This is a genomic window from Rhodococcus sp. NPDC057529 (assembly GCF_042802055.1).
GTDB lineage: Bacteria > Actinomycetota > Actinomycetes > Mycobacteriales > Mycobacteriaceae > Rhodococcus_F.
Genome location: NZ_JBHVEY010000031.1, coordinates 26,266 through 43,566 on the forward strand (window position 1 = coordinate 26,266; position 17,301 = coordinate 43,566).

The window sequence follows — 17,301 nt, forward strand, 5'->3', positions numbered from 1 at the left end:
AGGCGGAATCAACGTCCCACGCCCGCGCGCGTGGGACGCGACTCGAGACGGCAGGCGCGGCACAATGGCGTCACGACGCCCGAGGCGTCACTTCCGGGAACGCTTATCGTGGATGGAGGTCGAGGCGGGTGCAGGACGGAAGGTTCGCAGCGGAGGGAGTGTCCATGGAATCGCTGCCGGATTCGCGGATGCTGCTCGCGGTCCTCGAACACAGTCCGGCGTTGGTGTTCGTGTCCGAATTCGTGTCCGGTCGGATCGTGTACGTCAATCCCGCGGGTGTCGGCGTCCTCGGATTCGGTGATGCCGTGCATGCGTACTCGAGGACGACCGCGGAGCTGTTCACCGACGTCGGCCTCGTGCAGGCGCGTGACGTGGAGTCGGCTCTGGCCGATCGGGGAGAGTGGACCGGGTTGACCGAGTTTCGCCATTTCGTCACGGGTGAGCCGATCCCGATGCTGATTTCGACGTTCGTGCTCGAATACACGGCGACCGGGCCGTCGGTGATCGGGTCGATCGCCCAGGATCGCCGCGGCGCCGAACACGACGAGCAACGCCTGCAGCGCGCACTGGGGGAGTCCGCGTACCGGGCCCGGGAGCAGCAGGCGATCGCTGACCTGAGCCAACTCGCCGTCGGCGCAGACCTCGACGAACTGCTCACGGCGGCGGCCGGGGCGGCGGCCGCGCTGATGGGTGTGCACTGTTCGTCGATCGCGCGGGTGGCCGACGACGGCGAACTCACGGTGCTCGCCTACCGCGGTCCCGAGCCCGGTCCGAAGACGTTCTCGCCGGGGCCTGGATCGCAGCCCGGGTACGCCGCTGCCACAGGGGCGGTGATCGTGTGCAGCGATCGGGTCCACGAATCCCGGTTCTCCACGGCGGGGATGAGCGGGCGCGGGTTGCAGAGCGGGGTGTGCGTTCCGTTCGGCTCCGAAGCGGTGTGGGGTGTGTTGACGGCGCACAGTCGTCGTCCCCGTGACTACACCGAGCGGGACCTGACCTTCTTGCGTTCGGTGACAGCCGTGCTCTCCGCGGCGATCCGCCGTATCGAGGCCGAGGCCGCGCTGGTGCACCAGAGCTTGCACGACCCGCTGACGGGACTGCCGAACCGCACGCTGGCTCGCCGCCGGCTCGACGAGGCCCTGGACGCGGCGCCGCGGGGTGGCCCGCGCGTGGCGCTGCTGCTGGTGGATCTCGACGACTTCAAGACTGTCAACGACAGCCTCGGTCACGCGGTCGGCGACGACGCGCTCATCGTGCTCGCCAGGCATCTGCGGTCGGCGGTACGCCCGGGCGATACCGTTGCCCGCCTCGGCGGTGACGAATTCGTGGTCGTCTGTGAGCACGTCGCGGGCGCGCCGGAGGCGGTCGCGATCGCCGCCCGGATTGCCGGTAGCTTCGCCGACCTGAATCGGTCGCGCTCGCTCGAGTGGCCGATCAGTGCCAGTATCGGTGTTGCACTGTCCGACCCGGAGTGCACTCGTGAAGAGCTCGTTCGGCGGGCGGATTCGGCGATGTATCGTGCGAAGGCTGCGGGAGCAGGCGGGTACGCGCTCTACGACGGCACCTTCTAGTTCTACGACGGCACCTTCCAGTGGGGCAACGGGCCCCGATCGGTGCCGTGCTGCCGACACGACACGAAATCGTGGCCACCGCTAGGCACCCTGGGGTGGGGAAACTGTCATCTTGACGTGCTGCGGGGTGCGTCGAATACTTGCTGGACAGGGCGGCTCCCGTCGATGTCCGGCGAGTGGAATCCGCGTTTCGCCCTTGTGGCAGAAGGATATTCGCGTCTGTGGCGGTGAACGCGCCGGCGCGGATATCGGACGGAACCGAGGCGCTCGATGGCAGATTTCGACCCAGACGCGACCCAGGCGGCGTCGATCCGCGCAGCCGGCCACGGCATCGTGGCAGAGTTGGACGCTGCCGGGTTCGCGGGTGCCGAGGAGGTCGGCCGGGGTGGGTTCGGTGTCGTGTACCGCTGCCTGCAGCGTTCGCTCGGTCGGATGGTCGCAATCAAGGTCCTGACGTCGGACCTCGACTCCGAGAACCGCGAGCGTTTCCTGCGGGAGGGGTACGCGATGGGTGGGCTCTCCGGCCACCCGAACATCGTCAACATCCTGCAGGTCGGCGTGACCCAGACCGGGCGTCCGTACATCGTGATGCACTACCACCCGCGCGACTCGCTGGCGGTGCAGATACGACGGGAAGGTCCGTTGCCCTGGCCGGAGGCGATCAGCATCGGGGTGAAATTGTCGGGTGCCCTGGAGACGGCGCACCGCACCGGCACCCTCCATCGCGACATCAAACCCGCGAACATCCTGCTCACCGACTACGGCGAGCCACAGTTGACCGATTTCGGTATTGCGCACATCGCCGGCGGTTACGAAACCGCCACCGGCGGGTTCACCGGGTCACTGGCGTTCACCGCGCCGGAAGTCCTCAACGGCGAATCACCGACCGCGCGTTCGGACGTCTACGGTCTGGGCGCCACGATCTTTTCGCTGATCGCGGGGCGGGCGGCGTTCGAGCGGAAGACCGGTGAGGAACTCGTGGCGCAATTCGTGAGGATCAGTACCCAAACGGTGCCGGACCTGCGCGCTCGAGGTATCCCGGACGGGGTGTGCGCCGTCATCGAGAGGGCGATGGCGACGAATCCGTTCGCTCGGCCGGCCTCCGCCGAGGAGTTCGGACACGAACTCCAAGCCGCCCAGCGGCACATCGGGTTGCGTTCGGACGCCATGGCGCTGGCACCGCTGGAGCCCGCCCAGCCGGCCGAGGCACATCCGTCGGCGGCGGATGCCGGCGGCTACCGCCAGATTCGGTTCGAGGATTCGGACGGTCAGCGTCGCTTCTTCGCCCCGACCGAGCAGATCCAGCCGGAGTCGCACCCCTCGCACCCCTCGCACCCCTCGCACCCCTCGGGGCCGTTATGGCCGCCGACGGGTCCGCCGCCCTGGCCGCCGGGGGTGCCGGACAGCGGTCGGCAGGCCCGCACCCGCCGGCGTGGAATCCTGACCGTGCTCGCACTCGTGGTGACGATGGTGCTGGCCGGTGGTGGTTACCTGGTGTACAGGGAGGCAATCGGACCGGGCGCCGCGGGACCGACCGCCCAGAAAGCGGGTGAGCCGCCGGCAGTCGACCCGACCGCGGCGTGGCGACCGGTCGGCGACGCCCGAGTCGCCCGCCAGCAGACGGCGACGACGGTCGCGGACGGGACTCTCTGGGTCTTCGGAGGACTGGACGACAACGGCGTCTCCGCCCGGCAGGAGGGCTACGACCCGGCCATCGACACCTGGAAGGCCGGCCCCGACCTCCCCGTCCCGCTCAATCACGCGATGGCCGTCACCTACAACGACGAGCCCGTAGTGATCGGTGGTTGGCAGGCGAAAGGCCAGAACCTGACAGCGGTCGCGTCCGCTCGGGTGATGGCCATGCGCGACGGGCGGTGGGTCGACCTGCCACCGCTGAACGTCCCGCGGGCCGCCGGTGCCGCGGCCGTGGTGGGCGACACGCTCGTGGTCGCCGGGGGACAGTCGGACGGCGCACTGGTGGCGTCGACCGAGGTGTTCGACGGAACGAAGTGGACGACGGTCCCGAACATGCCGACGCCTCGTGAGCATCTGGCCGGGGTGTCGGACGGGAAATACTTCTACGCGATCGGTGGGCGTGACCTGGCATCGGATCAGAACACCGCTGCGGTCGAACGGTACGATCCGGCTGCGGGGACGTGGGCGACGCTGCCCGGCATGCCCACCGCCCGCGGCGGGCTCGGGGCGACGTTCGTCGACGGCCGCATCGTCGCAGTCGGCGGTGAAGAACCGACCCGGGTGCTGTCCACGGTCGAGGCCTACGACGTGGTCGCAGGGACGTGGTCGCAACTGCCCGCTCTGCGCACGCCTCGGCATGGGATGGCGGTCGGCGCGGTCGGCGACACGGTGTACGCGGTCGGCGGCGGCATCAAACCCACTCACGCCGAATCGACAGCGGTGTCCGAGGCGCTGCAGATCGCACCACGCAAAACCCAATGGGCACCGGCGTGGCGTCCGCTGCGGGACGCGCCGATTGCCCGCCAGCAGACCGCGACGGCCGTCGCGGACGGGACCATCTGGGTGCTCGGGGGCCTCGACAACGCGGGGTCGACCCCGAAGGTCGAGGGCAACGACCCGGCCATCGACACCTGGAAAGCAGGCCCCGACCTTCCGGTCCCGCTCAATCATGCGATGGCCGTCGAGTACGGCGGCGAGTTGGTGGTCCTCGGGGGCTGGGTGCCGGAAGGGCCGAACCTCACCGGTACGACGTCGGACCGGGTGCTGGCGTTGCGGGACGGCGACTGGGTGGACCTGCCACCGCTGAACGTCCCGCGGGCCGCCGGTGCCGCGGCCGTGGTGGGCGACACGCTCGTGGTCACCGGGGGACAGGCGGATGGCGACTTGGTGACGTCGACCGAGGTGTTCGACGGAACGAAGTGGACGACCGTCGCGGACATGCCGACGCCACGGGAGCATCTGGCCGGAGTGTCGGACGGACAGTACTTCTACGCGATCGGTGGGCGCGATCTGGCGTCGGATCAGAACACCGCTGCGGTCGAACGGTTCGATCCGGCTACCGGAGCGTGGGCGACGTTACCCGGCATGCCCACGCCTCGGGGTGGACTGGGGGCAGCGTTCATCGACGGCCGCATCGTCGCAGTCGGTGGTGAACAGCCGACCCGCGTGCTGTCCACGGTGGAGGCTTACGACATCGCCTCGGGGACCTGGTCGGCGTTGCCGCCCATGCCCACCGGAGCTCACGGGATGTCCGTCGCGACGGTCGGGCACACCGTCTACGCCATCGGTGGTGCACTCCGGCCGACACACGCCGAGTCCACGGCGACCGCGCACGCACTCGATTTCTGGTGAAAGCGACGGGTTGTCGTCCGGCAGTTGCGCACCCTGAATGTCTTCCGTGCGTGCCGTTGTGCGCAGTAGAGGGGGACTAGACTTGTGGTCGGGAGGGCGAATTCTCACACAGGCTACGAGCCGGGAGGTTCGTGATGAAGGTGACGGCGACGGCCACCCGTCGCGGCGGATCGTGGGTGGTGGAGGTTCCGGGAGTCGAAGGCGAGCTCACCCGGGCGAGGCGGCTCGATCAGGTGTCCGCCATCGTGGCGGAGGCCGTGCATCTGGTCCAGGGTGTGCGGGCCGAGGACGTCGAGGTGGAACTGGACTACGAAATCGGAGATTCGGCGGCGCTCATGGAGGCCCGAGCCGCCCACTGGCAGGTCGAGTCCGCCGCCCACGCACAGGAGTGCGCAGCGCGGGCCTCGCGGGCCGCGGTGGCGCATCTGCGGCGATCGGGTCTCTCGGTGCGTGACATCGGGGTCATCCTCGACCTGAGCCCGCAGCGCGTCTCTCAACTCGACCGCGCCGGCGTCCATGCCTGACGATCCGGCAACTTCCGATCCGGCGACACTCGTGCGGCCCCTAGGATGCGGGAAGGGCCCTTCACACTGAACGGCTCGGCGCAGGTAGGGGGAGTGCGGATGCGTGGGGCAGGAAAGATTCTCGCCGCAATCGGTATCGCAGCAATGATCACGGCGGGCGGGCAGGGGGTTGCCGTCGCGGCGCCTGCGGATGCGTCGGACAGCGTGACGACTCTGCAGGTCCCACCCATCGGGACGAGCCCGTTTCTCGCCGCCTACTTCACCGTCGACGCAGTCACGGGTCGGGTTCCCGGAGTCGTGCGGTTTCGCACCGTGAGCGAGTGTTACGTGTTGAATCCCATCAGTGCGGACACGTGCATTCCCGGACCGGGCAACGCCATGCGGGCGAATGCTGTGCGGGTGCACTGGCTGAACGTGAACACCGGGGCGACCGGCGCGGCCACGATCCCGATCGGAACCGCCGGGTCGACCGATTTGCCTCGCCCCGAGATCGATGTGGCCACCGGCAGCGGGAGAATCGTCGTCGGCACGGTGGCCCCGGCCGAGTATCCACAGGCGCTGCTTCCGGGCTTCGGCACCTTCGACGTGCCCTGATCGTCTCCACCGAGAGCCGTCGGCCGCCACCGCCTAGAATTCCGGTGGAGGCGGGCGCCTCTCCGATGCGTCGCCCGTCCCAGGTGCACAGTCCCGCAGACGCGGCAATTTCGATCGGCGGAGAGTGGCAATGCAAAGTGGAGCGCTATTCGGCAGATACCGGCTGGACCGGTCGCTGTCGGTGGACGAGAACGGCGAGGTGTGGGCGGCATTCGACACCGTCACCGCTCGGCACGTCGCGGTGCGGGCGTTGCCGCGGGACGCGGCCGAGGACGACGAATACAGCGAACGATTCGTACGCGACGCCGGTGTTGCGGCGCACATCCGGAACCCGCACGTGGTTCCGATCCACGACTTCGGGCAGATCGGGAACCGGCTCTACCTCGCAACTCCGATGACCGGGGGGACGAACCTGCGGACGATCCTCCAGTCGGGCGGACCGATGGAGGCCTCGCGTGCGGTCGGCGTGGTCGAGCAGATGGCGTCGGCGCTGGAGGCCGTGCACGCCGCGGGGCTGGTCGATCGGGAAGTGACGTCGGCACACGTCGTCGTGCAGGACGGGGGGCTGGTCCAGCTCACGGATGTCGGGCTTCCCACAGCCCCGGGCGCAGTGGGGGGAGTTCCCGGCCTGAGCACCGTGTTGTACGAGTGCCTCACCGGCGGGCAGTTCGCGTCGAACGGCCGGGAGTTGCCGTCGTCGAAGTTCTCGACGCTGCCCGTCGGCATGCAAGCCGTGATCGCACGTGGAACGGCAGCCGATCCCGGGCGGCGCTATCGGTCACCGAGCGACCTGGCCGCGGCTGCTGCTCGTGCCGCGGCGACAGGTCCGCAACCTGCCGCGGACCCCAGTCCCGCGGTCCCTCCGAACGACCGCAACCGCCGTCTCCTGCTCGCAGGGCTTGCAGTTGCCGCGATCAGCGTCGTCGCGATCGTCGGGGGCGTGATCATCGGTTCGCAATCGTCCTCGCCCGATGTCGTGCTGCCTGTGCCGGCCTCCAGCGCGGCCGAGCCGGCACCCGCCACGTCACCCACCGCCGCGACGAACCCGACGGCCGCCGAGCAGGTGCCCCCGGCTGCGGAGGCTCCAGTCCAGGACGAGGTCCCGCCATCGGCAACTCCGGCGCCCCAATCACCGCTGGTACTGCCGGCACCCGCACCGGCACCCGCACCCGCACCTGCGCCCGCACCGGCACCGGCGCCCGCTCCGCAGGTACTGCCCTGCTACCCCGGTTACGAGCACACCCCGCCTCCGGACGGACCGTGTCTCCCGCCCGGCTCGCGGCCGGTACCGGCACCGGCACCTTCGCCCGCCCCCGCGCCGGCGCCCGCTCCGCAAGTGCTGCCGTGCTATCCGGGCTACGAGCACACGCCGCCCCCGGATGGGCCGTGCTGGGCGCCGGGCACGTGAGATCCCACTGTTGACGTCGGCGAACGCAGGCGCGATCACCGACGGGCGTCGGCGGCGATCCAAGACTTGCAGACCTCGCTGACAGCGGCAGCGACAGCATCTCCGTACAGCTTCCGCGCGGGTCGGGACTGTTCGATCTGGATTCCGCCCGCAGCGTCGACGGTCAGGCGGTTGACCAGGTTGGACGCGGATTCGCCGCTGTAGCGTTCCCCGGGATCGGCTATGCGAACCCGGACTCCGCTGCCGTGAAGTGCCCTCGCGACTGCGTTGCGGACATCCGACTTGAGCAGTGCGGGTGCACGGCCTCCGATGAGGACGTCGGGGCCTCTGTAGCCGTGGAACGACACCGCCCATCGGAATCGCCGTGCACCCAGGGAGCCCAGAAGAGGGAAGCTGTGCACGCTCAGATCGCCCGAGGAAATGTGCCATGCCCGATATGCATTGCCTGCCGGTCGCCACCCTTTGCACGCCCACAGCGTCGAATCGTGCGATCCGAGTGACGCGTAAACCTGCTCGGCCTGCCGATCCGTGTGGCTTTCGATGGCGCCGCCGTGCGGCGCGAGCACTACGAGGCGCTGATGGTGCCCGTCGTCTTCGAGTCGCTCGATGAATTCACCCTGGACTTCGGCCTCGGCCTCGGACATCGTGGGGGCGATACACCGAAGGTCGAGAACCACCGCCTGTCCGGGTTCGGCGCCGATCCGACGGCATCCACTTTCCGTTACCCGCACGGTGTCGATCCCTGCTACACCGGCGTCCGGAATCAGTGTGAACAATGCGGTCGTTCCCCGGTGACGGATCCGCGCCTGCTGACGGGGCTCGGCTCCGATCCAGGTCAGCAGATGCGGGTGAATCCCGGCATGCTCGGTGACGTTCGCGCTGGTGGCGTGGCTTCGGCCGACGTCGAGGGAAACGGCGACCCCACCTTCACCATTACGCCGCATCGAAATCCGCTGTAACGGACGCTGTTCGAACACCTCCTCAGATTAGGCGCGATACTGTCCTCTCGGGCCCTTGTCGGCAGTTGTCGCGCGGCGAAGACTCGAATCCATGACTAATAAAGCAGTGGTCAGTCTCACCACCGGTCTCGAGGACGCCGAGAAGGTGACGGTTGCGTTTCTGGTCGCGGTCGGCGCGGCAGAACAACAGCGCCAGACGCTGATGTTTCTCACGAAGGAAGCGGTACGGCTCGCGCTCGACGGCACGATCCAGGGCATCGCGTGCGAGGGTTGCCCGCCGCTTCCCGAACTGGCTGCACGATTCGAGAGCGCAGGCGGCACGTACATGGTGTGTCCGATCTGCTTCGAGGCCAAGCACCTCGACAAGGACGCGCTGGTATCCAATGCCGAACTCGCCGGGACGGTTCCGATGTGGAAATGGATCGGTGACGAAGGGGCGGTCACGTTCAGTTACTGAAACGACTTTTCGCGGCGACCGCAACTGACTCGGTTACACTGCGCACGAGGGTATTCGAGCCCGATCCGATCGGGGATCACGAGGGGCGGGACGGGCAGTGACGGATCGCCACGTACTCGTCGACAGCGACACAGGCGTCGACGATGCCCTCGCCCTGCTCGTCATTGCGCACGATCCCGGTGCCGAGATGGTGGGTGTCGGAAGCATATTCGGCAACTGCACCGAACAGCAGGCCGCGTCGAACGCTCTCACCGTCCTGTCCGTCGCCGGTCTCCGCGACGTCCCGGTGTGCATCGGACGGCCTCGTCCCGGGCCACCGCCCGCAATGCCGTCCGCGCACGGGCTCGACGGACTCGGCGACTGCGGCCATCGACCACCGCCGGGCATCGGTCCGGCATCAGGTTCCGCCGTCGAGCAACTTCTCCGTGTCGCGCGAGACCGGCCGGGGACGGTGGACCTGTTGTGCCTGGGACCGTTGGCCAACATTGCTGCCGCCGTCACCCTCGACCCACTGATCCTGACGCGGTTCCGGTCCGTCATCATCATGGGCGGCATGGGACCCGCGTCGCGGAGAACCGCCGAGGCGGCGGTGCAACCGCAGTTCCTCGGCAAAGGCGACACGAACACCAACCACGATCCGGCCGCGGCCGCGATCGTCTCGGCGGCGTCGGGGCCGATCACGTGGGTCGGAATGAACGTCACCGGCCGACTCCGACTGGCCTGGGCCGACCTGGTCGCTCGCTCCGCCCCCGGGAAGGTCGCGGCCTTCGTCCGCGACATCACAGACGACTACCACCGGCATTGCACCAGCAGCTACGGCGCCGAGGACCCGATCTACACCGCACACGATTCCGTCGCCGCCGCCGTGATGCTCGACCCGACGGTCGTGCTGTCCGCCACCGACGCCCAACCCCGGGTGCGTCGGATGGACGGGCGGTCGAGCATCTGGGGTGTCACTCCGGCACGGGGGCCGGTGCACCGTTTCGTGACCGACGTCGACTACCGCTCGACCGGAGACCGGATCGCCGCCACACTCGACGCAGATATCCTCCCGAGCGACTGACGGTACGCGCGCCGAGCCGGATGCTGCCGCTCATGCGGTGGCATCGAGCAGATGCAGTTCCTCCGCAACGATCAGATCGACCTCGTCACTGGTCAGACCGGACAACAGATGTGCCGACAACATCGCGCTCACCTCCTCATTGTGCTTCTGTCAATGAGTCGAACGAGCACGCGCGATATCGACACGATCGCCGACATTCTCGGCAGAAAATTTCTGCGCTATTTGCCGTTCACCGGAACCGCATCCGGACCCGGTTCGGTCGGATCGAACGGCGGCGGATCCGCGGGGTCGAATCCGCCGGGCACCGTCGAGCAGGTCGCTCCGGGCTCCGGGTACGTGTTCGGGTTCTGTCGCAGAGCTATGAGGAAGTCGGCGATCCGCTGGTCGTGGACATCGTCGAGTCGGAGTTGGTGACCCCACGACTGCAGCGACACCGCCGAACCGAGACCCGGGTACGGCGACATCAGGGTGTACGGTTCGCCGTCGACGTGCGCCGCCAGTGCGCTGATGTCGTCGGCGCTCACACGATCCGGGTCGTAGGTCACCCACACGGCCCCGTGCTCGAGGGAATGCACGGCGTTCTCGGTGCGGATCGCTTCGGGATAGACAACTTCGGTGCACGTAGCCCAGTACTGATCGTGTGCACCACCGAACGGCGGACTCTGGTCGTAGGCCACTCGTTGCGGTGCCTGCACATGATCGGCGGGCCCATAGTCGACGGTGACGATCCCCTCGATTGCCAGTGACGGGTCGGGATTGTCCGCGCTGGGTGCGAAGTCGTGGGCTTCGCCGGCATCGTCGGATCCGGCGGGCAGCACGTACGCACCGACGGAGACAACGCCCACCACCGCCACTGCGGCGGCAACCAGCCAGGGCAGTCGCCGCGGCCCGCTCGGCTTCGGTCGGGATTGCGGCTCGCTGCGGTCGTTCGTCATTGCCGATCCTTCGTCTCACCGGGCGCCCGGACCGCGCGTCCCATCTGCGAAGGATGGTAGTGGACGGGTGCGGTGGGGTCCGGTCGCACGACGTCCATCAGCTGCGTGATGGTCTCGGGATGCGGCTCGTCTTGCTCGGGGTATTCCTGACAGCGCGATCATGCTGCTTCGCGCACGGTCAACGCTGCGCAGAGCGCAAAGATCGATCAGCGCGACTTGTCCGGAGACGCTGAACCAGGAGGCCGATCAAGACGCGCGGCACGCGCGGCGCAACTTCCAGGAGCAACCACCGGTACTTCATCATTCGCTGCTCGCGGGGAGTGCGGTCGAGAATGCGTTGCAGAGCGGCCTCCAGCTCGGCGTCGTGGATTCCCCGGGCGCGCATCGCGTCGAGGTTCTCCTTCGCGAAGGGGAAAGCCCCCGACGTGACGTGCATGCGGTTCATTCTCTCGATCGGGATCGTATGGGGAAGCGTCTCACACCGTTCCAGTCCTCCGGCGATGTACAGGTTGATCATTGTGCGGATGCACTTTTCGCACTTCCCGCAGTTGTAGTCGCCGTCCCAGTTCAGATTGCACACGCGCAGGTGGCGCATCGCCAGATCGCTGTTCTTGATGGCCTCGGCCTTGCCGATCCGGTTGGCCTCCGTACCGTCCTGAACGATCTCGAGGCTTCCGCTCGACCACAGCGGATCGAGGTCCGGATGACTCCCGTGCGGGGTCATGTTTCCCGTGTCGTAGGACCCGGACGCGGCCACGATCACCTTGCGCAGGTGGGGTGAGAGAAGGAGCGCCACATGTGCGAGCGCAGCGCCATGTGCGGTGCTACCCCAGTTGTTTCCGTGTCTGGTGTGGAGAAACTGGAGGTCGGTACGAATCTCGATCAGCTCTACCCCCATCTCGGCAGCAACTTCGCGCGCACCTGCCGATATTCGTTCGTACGGCTTCGGGCGACGAGGATCGATGTCGAATCCGTGCACCAGGATGAGATGTGTGATCTCGGCTCGATTCTTCAGAACGGAGTAGAAGGCGTCGAGGCCGCCACTGAAGAAGCATCCGACGCCGCCGCCCTCACGATCGCTTGTCGACATGACGGGCGCGACGACGCTCGGGGTGTGGAGTTGCGGGTACCACGAGTGCAGTAGGTCACGCGCCTGCTCGGCACCGGACAATGCGGCAGGATCGACGGGGGCGTCGAGCTCCAAGTCCTGCTCGGTCGTCATCGCCACCACGACTCCCGGGGGCAGCCATGGCGTTCCGCTCCGATCCAGCGAAACGTTGGCCGATGTCTGCACGGTGAAGTGTTTGCCATCGATGGAGAACACCGACTTGACGACGTTCACCCCGACGAGGTCGATGGATGCTTGCACGGCCATGCCTTGAGCCCTCTCTTCACGGTGATGATGCCAAGCACGCGCGTGTCCAGTCATCACTCCACCGAATCCTGATTCCACCAGCTTCCGTCGAAGTGTGCCGTACCGGGACGATCTTTCCGAACGTGACCCGCTCAGATGTGTTCAGGCAGATCAAACTCCGGCGCGGACCGGACGGCCGCCGCATACGGTACAGGCTGTGTCGACCACGGGGTCCACGGGTTGGCAATTACAGCAATGGTTTTGAGTGGCAGTGTCGCAGCGGGCATCGGGACCTCGGTTCGACCCTCGGCAGTGGCAGCCTCGATGCCTTGTTCGAGCACCTGCAAACCGGCCCCGTGCTCGCGCGGTTGCGCGTCGAGGGTGGTCAGGTGGGTGCGGTGTGCTGGCCGGAAGGTCCGAGTCCAATTTTCAAGGCGTAGTGCAAGATTCCAGTTCATGAGCTCGCTCGGTAACCGACCTCAGGTATTGGAGATCCATCGATTCCCGCCCCCGCCCCTTCCGTCTGTCATCACTGCCGATGGTGATGGCGAGTCGAATTTCGATGCTCGGTATGGTGGATCAGTTCGAATCAGTAACTGTGCCAACTTCCGAGAGACCACCGAGCAGGAAAATAGGCGCGTAGCGGTGTATTTCGAGGCGTGACACGTCGCTGCCGCACAGCGCCCGACCGAAGGGCCGTTCCACCATGCCTGTTGACAGTAAGTCCAGCTTTGTTCTCGTCGCCGATCGTCGGTTGCATTACTGCACTGCCGGAGATGGGTCGGTGTCGGTGTTCTTCGAGGCTGGAATGGGGAAGAGCCGATCGACCTGGTCACTTGTTCAACCACTGGTTGCCGAGTTTGCACACACCATCGTGTACGACCGCGCGGGGCACGGACTCAGCGACCCCGACGAGGCCGGACGCGATTTCGATCGGATACTCGACGACCACCTGGCCGTCCTCGACGCCACCGTCGACCGCCCCTGCGTCGTTGTGGGACACAGCTACGGCGGCCCGGTGGTACGCGTGGCGGCGAATCGTCGACCGGACACGATCAAGGCCGTCGCTCTGGTCGACGAAGTGTCGGAGATCTGCAAACCCGAGCGGATGATGGCAGCCATGCGAGGTGCTTCGGTGCTGTACGGTTCGCAGGTGATTCTGGCTCGGTTGAAACTTCTTCGCCCGCTGCTGGGGAAGTCCTACTACCGCTTCCTGCAGGGTGCGGCGCTGCAGGAAGCGATCGACGAGGGATCGACGATGAACTCCGTCCGCGCGGCGCGGGCCGAGTGGCGAGCCTTCCGCGAAAGTTTCACCGCGCTTCACGACAGTGGCCCCCATATACCCGACGTCTCGCTCACCACGATCTCGTCGAACAGGATCCCACCCGAGAAGGATCGCGATCGCGATTTCCTCGGCGCCGCGCACCGCCGAACCGCGGAACTCTCGCCGTCCGGACGGCACGTCTATTCGGAGAACCGTCATCACTACATTCCGCTGGTCGAACCCCATCTCGTCGCGCAGGAGATCCGGGACCTGGTCAGGCAGGTAGGCGCCGCTGCGGGGCCCGGTGCTCGGTGACGCCGGCGTCCTTCGTCCCCGGTCCCGCTCCGATGGTTGCTCGGCCGACGACGACACGGTGCGGTAACTTGCGAGAGTCATACAGAGCTGAACGAGGAACTCGAATGCATACCTACATTGAGGTGCGGCAATGGAACTGAAGGCTTCGGTGTCGGTCGACGACACGTACCGCTCCACCGCGGAGCTGGTGATCGACGGCGAATCGTTCACCGTGTGGACCGAGTCCGACGTGACTGTCGATGTCACCGGTACCCCGTGGCTGCCCACGCTTCGTGTGACGGCGATGCGAAAAGGGTTGCAACTCGCCATCACCCCGGCCGTCGACAATGCTGCGTTGGAGGGCAGCCTGGCCGCCCAGGACGTGCTGCTCGACTGGTTCCCCGAGATGCTTCACCGCACCTCCACGCAGGCCGAGACCGCGGTACCCAGCCCACTGGAGCGGGACCGAAGAGGGGTCGGGTGCTTCTTCTCCGGTGGCGTGGACTCCTTCTACACCGCACTGAAGCATCTCGACGAGATCACCCACTTGATCATCATCCACGGACTGGATATCAGCCTCGACAACCACGTGCTGTGGGACGAGGCGGTCGATCGGGCCCGGACGATGGCGGCGGAACTCGGAAAGGAACTGATCGAGGTCCGATCCAACGTTCGCCTACTCCACGCCAAGCACGGACCGCACTGGCAGAGTCAGGCGCACGGCGCCTTCCTCGCCCACGTTTCGCTACTGTTGTCCCCTCACCTGCGCAAGGTCTACATTCCGGCGTCCGACGACGAATCGCGGCTCGCCCCGCTCGGGACGCATCCCGACCTCGACCCCCTGTGGTCGAGCAGTGATGTCGAGATCGTGCACGACGGCATCGAAGCGGACCGTGTTGCCAAACTGGCCCGCATCAAGGAGTCCGCGGTCGCCATGAACCACCTACGGGTGTGCTGGTGGAATCTGGCGAGCAAATACAACTGCGGCAGGTGCGAGAAGTGTCTGCGGACGATGATCGGACTCCACATCGTGGGTGCATCCGGACAGTGCACGAGCCTGCCCCGGGAGATCCCGTCGAGGGCGGTCCGCCGCATGTACTTGAACGCCGCCGGGGAGGGCGGTGAGCTGTTCGCTCGCGAAAACCTCGAGCGGCTGGCGGAACTCGGCGAAACCGATACCGAACTCGTCCGTTCCCTCAGCTATGCGGTCAACCGCAACAAGTTTCAGGAATTCCTCGTGACCGCCCGCTTCTACGTCATCGACGTGGGACTCGGGCTGGTGCGATACCAGGCACGAAAACTCTTCGGCAGCAACCGGCCGGCCAAGACGACGGCTTCATGAGTCCGACGATCGCGGGCTGAGCCGTCACGTGGCCGCGCTGTGACGGCGGCATTTCGCAGCCTGAAACGTGGTGACCTCGGTCCAGCGGTCGGAGGCTCGAAACTTCACCCGGGAGGGCAAGGACGTCGCAGCCTCCTGCGCGATCTACAACACCATCAGGCGGGGGAGCGGCATCGAGTTGATCGTCACCGCCCGACCGGGCCCCATGAATCCGCCCGACCCGGGCACCATGAATCCTGTGGGGTTGCCCGGCAGCGCGCTTCCGGCTCGGCCGATTCAGAGTGACGGGCGCGGGCGGGAGATCGCGAAATCGATCATGGCGACGATGTCGCGCTGTGAGATCGTGTCGCCCAGGCCGTTCGTTTGAGCTGCCTCGATGAGGTCGTCGGTGAGGCTGTCGAACAGCAGTGCCGTGCGGGGGTCGGCCCGCAGGGGTCCCTGGGTTTCGAGGGCGTGCAGCGCATCGACCGTGTCGCGGTAATCGGCGAGGCCGTCGCGCGGCGGGAGCAACTGCTTCGCGTGCACGTTCATGGTGCTCAACTCCGAACCAGGCTGTCGGACAGTCGCGCTTCCTGCAGCGCTCGACTGGTGGGATCGCAGCGGTACTGCCCGGTCGTCGTGTGCCGGTAGCCAGGACCGTCCTTCGCGACGGTGTGCCCGCAGTAGCGGCATTCGTGACCGTACTGCCCGGTGCGGATGGTTTCGATGGTGGGATATGTGTTGGTGGTCATGGTCTCGTTCGTCGGTGTGGGTGGTGTGATCAGTGCAGTAGTTCGTTCGGGCCCGGCAGGGGTGGACTTCGCGGTGACATTGCCGCCGGCGGGCGGGTCATGCGTATTCGACGACGGCGTCTGCAGCCCCGGCGTGGGCGCTTCGTTCCAGTGCTTCCCAGACGAGGTCGTAGCGCTTGAGAGTGATTTCATCCGCGTTGGCGAGCAGGGCGCTGAGGAGGGAGTGCGGGTCGTCCTGCCAGGAGTCCAGGGCGGCCGCGACTGTTCCGTTGCTGAACAGACCTGATTGGGCGAGGGCGTGTGTCCACTCGTCGAACAGTCCGCGGTGGATGCGCTCGACTGTGTCGTGGTCGAATCCCTCGGCGACGAAGTCGCGAGCGAAGGTCGCCGTGACGTAGTCACCGCAGGTCATCGGTTGTGCGTTCATCGGTGCGGGCATCCTCCGTCAGTGGCGGCGTCGGACCATCGGGCGACTCCGTGCTTATGAGTGAGACAGCTCACATCGTCGCCTATCGGGGGTGCGTGACACATCGGCCGAATCACCGGGGGGTATACCTATTTCTGGTCCGCGTAGCCCCAGCCCGATCGGCGCTCGGGAATGTTTGGCCTGGTCAAAGCCTCGAGGGTCGCCCCCCGCGCTCCGGACATACCCGGTCAGCTCGTCGGGGCGTAGTTCGCGACGAACCGCACCCGGTCGCTGCGGCACGCGCGGTTGATGTACACGGTGGGGGCGTCGTCCGCGTCCAGATTGAGACCGTCGCGGAGAAGGACCGCTGCACCCGCCGGCACCTCGAGCAATGCCGCAACCTGTGGGGAGGCAGTGCCCGCGGCGAATGAACGCCAGGCCGCCTTCAGTCGGACGCCGTAGGCGTCGCGCCACACGCTGTACAGGGGGACACCCTCACGCAGGTGCCCGTCGATATCGGCGAAGCGGCGGTCGTCCATCCAGACCGAGTTCGCGAACCACGGCTCACCGTCGACCGCGAGCACCGTGTCGACGCGGCGTAGCCGGCATCCCGGTAGATACGCCTCTACCTGCGGTGCACTGCCGCCGAGGACGATCTCGCTCGAGACGAGTGACTCGGTCAGTTCTCGGCCCGCGGACCTGAACGCCTCGCTGAGACCGTCGGCATCGTTGATGAAGCTGGCGGCGAGTTCGATGGGGAAGTGCCGGGGCGGCGGGGCGACGAACGTGCCGGACCCCTGCTTGGCGACGAGTCGCCCTGCCCGGGTCAGTTCGCCGATCGCCTGCCGCACCGTGAGCCGGTTGACGCGGAGTTCGGCGGCGAGGTCGGTCTCGGGCGGCAACCGGTCTCCCGGCTGCAACATGCCACTGTCGAGTCGCTGCAACAAGATGTCCTGCACTTGTCGGTAGAGCGGCACCCGGCTCGGCATTCCATAAGTCTATAGGACCCGTCGTTGGCAGGGCCGGCGCATTATGCCCGTCTTTGCAGGCCAGATGCATTCACCTGCCGATT

17 protein-coding genes are annotated in these 17,301 nt (G+C 66.9%); 9 read left to right on the top strand and 8 right to left on the bottom strand.

Annotation, left to right across the window (positions count from 1 at the left end; translation table 11 throughout):
• Positions 1-164: 164 nt before the first annotated feature.
• The 5 genes from ACFU5V_RS38165 to ACFU5V_RS38185 all read left to right on the top strand — a co-directional run bounded on the left by ACFU5V_RS38165 (position 165) and on the right by ACFU5V_RS38185 (position 7,424).
• Positions 165-1,571, top strand: coding sequence for a diguanylate cyclase domain-containing protein (locus ACFU5V_RS38165; protein ID WP_378706025.1), 1,407 nt, complete (start codon positions 165-167; stop codon positions 1,569-1,571).
• A gap of 270 nt (positions 1,572-1,841) precedes the next feature.
• Positions 1,842-4,898 carry a DUF1668 domain-containing protein gene (locus ACFU5V_RS38170; RefSeq protein WP_378706027.1) on the top strand — a complete coding sequence of 1,019 codons (3,057 nt, stop codon included), beginning with the start codon at positions 1,842-1,844 and terminating at the stop codon, positions 4,896-4,898.
• A 134-nt stretch (positions 4,899-5,032) separates the two neighbouring features.
• Positions 5,033-5,422: a hypothetical protein gene (locus ACFU5V_RS38175; protein WP_378435020.1), complete on the top strand. Its 390-nt coding sequence runs from the start codon at positions 5,033-5,035 to the stop codon at positions 5,420-5,422.
• A 99-nt stretch (positions 5,423-5,521) separates the two neighbouring features.
• A complete protein-coding gene (locus ACFU5V_RS38180; RefSeq protein ID WP_378706029.1) occupies positions 5,522-6,016 on the top strand; it encodes a hypothetical protein in 495 nt (164 codons plus the stop codon).
• A gap of 130 nt (positions 6,017-6,146) precedes the next feature.
• Positions 6,147-7,424: a serine/threonine-protein kinase gene (locus tag ACFU5V_RS38185; RefSeq protein ID WP_378706031.1), complete on the top strand. Its 1,278-nt coding sequence runs from the start codon at positions 6,147-6,149 to the stop codon at positions 7,422-7,424.
• A gap of 35 nt (positions 7,425-7,459) precedes the next feature.
• Here ACFU5V_RS38185 and ACFU5V_RS38190 read toward each other — a convergent pair whose 3' ends face one another.
• Positions 7,460-8,401, bottom strand: a complete 942-nt coding sequence (locus tag ACFU5V_RS38190; RefSeq protein ID WP_378706033.1) for a poly-gamma-glutamate hydrolase family protein — start codon at positions 8,399-8,401, stop codon at positions 7,460-7,462.
• Positions 8,402-8,474: 73 nt separating this feature from the next.
• On the opposite strand from ACFU5V_RS38190, the gene ACFU5V_RS38195 reads away from it, so the two are divergent.
• Positions 8,475-8,840, top strand: a complete 366-nt coding sequence (locus ACFU5V_RS38195) for a peroxiredoxin (protein ID WP_378706035.1) — start codon at positions 8,475-8,477, stop codon at positions 8,838-8,840.
• 97 nt (positions 8,841-8,937) lie between these two features.
• Positions 8,938-9,903, top strand: a complete 966-nt coding sequence (locus tag ACFU5V_RS38200) for a nucleoside hydrolase (RefSeq protein WP_378706037.1) — start codon at positions 8,938-8,940, stop codon at positions 9,901-9,903.
• A 218-nt stretch (positions 9,904-10,121) separates the two neighbouring features.
• Here ACFU5V_RS38200 and ACFU5V_RS38205 read toward each other — a convergent pair whose 3' ends face one another.
• The 3 genes from ACFU5V_RS38205 to ACFU5V_RS38215 all read right to left on the bottom strand — a co-directional run bounded on the left by ACFU5V_RS38205 (position 10,122) and on the right by ACFU5V_RS38215 (position 12,650).
• Entirely contained in the window at positions 10,122-10,838 is a 717-nt protein-coding gene (locus ACFU5V_RS38205; protein ID WP_378706039.1) for a DUF3105 domain-containing protein, read from the bottom strand.
• Positions 10,839-11,016: 178 nt separating this feature from the next.
• Positions 11,017-12,213, bottom strand: a complete 1,197-nt coding sequence (locus tag ACFU5V_RS38210; protein WP_378706041.1) for a hypothetical protein — start codon at positions 12,211-12,213, stop codon at positions 11,017-11,019.
• Between the two features lie 131 nt (positions 12,214-12,344).
• Positions 12,345-12,650 carry a hypothetical protein gene (locus ACFU5V_RS38215; protein ID WP_378706043.1) on the bottom strand — a complete coding sequence of 102 codons (306 nt, stop codon included), beginning with the start codon at positions 12,648-12,650 and terminating at the stop codon, positions 12,345-12,347.
• Positions 12,651-13,000: 350 nt separating this feature from the next.
• Between ACFU5V_RS38215 and ACFU5V_RS38220 the strand changes: the two genes are divergently transcribed.
• Both ACFU5V_RS38220 and ACFU5V_RS38225 read left to right on the top strand, forming a co-directional pair.
• Complete coding sequence (locus ACFU5V_RS38220; RefSeq protein ID WP_378435035.1) at positions 13,001-13,771, top strand: alpha/beta fold hydrolase; 771 nt, start codon at positions 13,001-13,003, stop codon at positions 13,769-13,771.
• A 130-nt stretch (positions 13,772-13,901) separates the two neighbouring features.
• The gene (locus ACFU5V_RS38225; protein WP_378435037.1) at positions 13,902-15,092 is read left to right on the top strand and encodes a hypothetical protein; all 1,191 of its coding nucleotides are present in this window, start codon (positions 13,902-13,904) and stop codon (positions 15,090-15,092) included.
• A gap of 276 nt (positions 15,093-15,368) precedes the next feature.
• Here the strand turns inward: ACFU5V_RS38225 and ACFU5V_RS38230 are convergent, their stop codons facing one another.
• The 4 genes from ACFU5V_RS38230 to ACFU5V_RS38245 all read right to left on the bottom strand — a co-directional run bounded on the left by ACFU5V_RS38230 (position 15,369) and on the right by ACFU5V_RS38245 (position 17,218).
• Positions 15,369-15,623 (bottom strand): hypothetical protein, encoded by a 255-nt coding sequence (locus ACFU5V_RS38230; protein WP_378706045.1) that lies wholly within the window; start codon positions 15,621-15,623, stop codon positions 15,369-15,371.
• A gap of 5 nt (positions 15,624-15,628) precedes the next feature.
• Positions 15,629-15,823 (bottom strand): hypothetical protein, encoded by a 195-nt coding sequence (locus tag ACFU5V_RS38235; RefSeq protein WP_378435041.1) that lies wholly within the window; start codon positions 15,821-15,823, stop codon positions 15,629-15,631.
• A 97-nt stretch (positions 15,824-15,920) separates the two neighbouring features.
• Positions 15,921-16,250 carry a hypothetical protein gene (locus tag ACFU5V_RS38240; protein WP_378435043.1) on the bottom strand — a complete coding sequence of 110 codons (330 nt, stop codon included), beginning with the start codon at positions 16,248-16,250 and terminating at the stop codon, positions 15,921-15,923.
• A 227-nt stretch (positions 16,251-16,477) separates the two neighbouring features.
• Entirely contained in the window at positions 16,478-17,218 is a 741-nt protein-coding gene (locus ACFU5V_RS38245) for a GntR family transcriptional regulator (RefSeq protein ID WP_378706047.1), read from the bottom strand.
• Positions 17,219-17,301 lie beyond the last annotated feature (83 nt).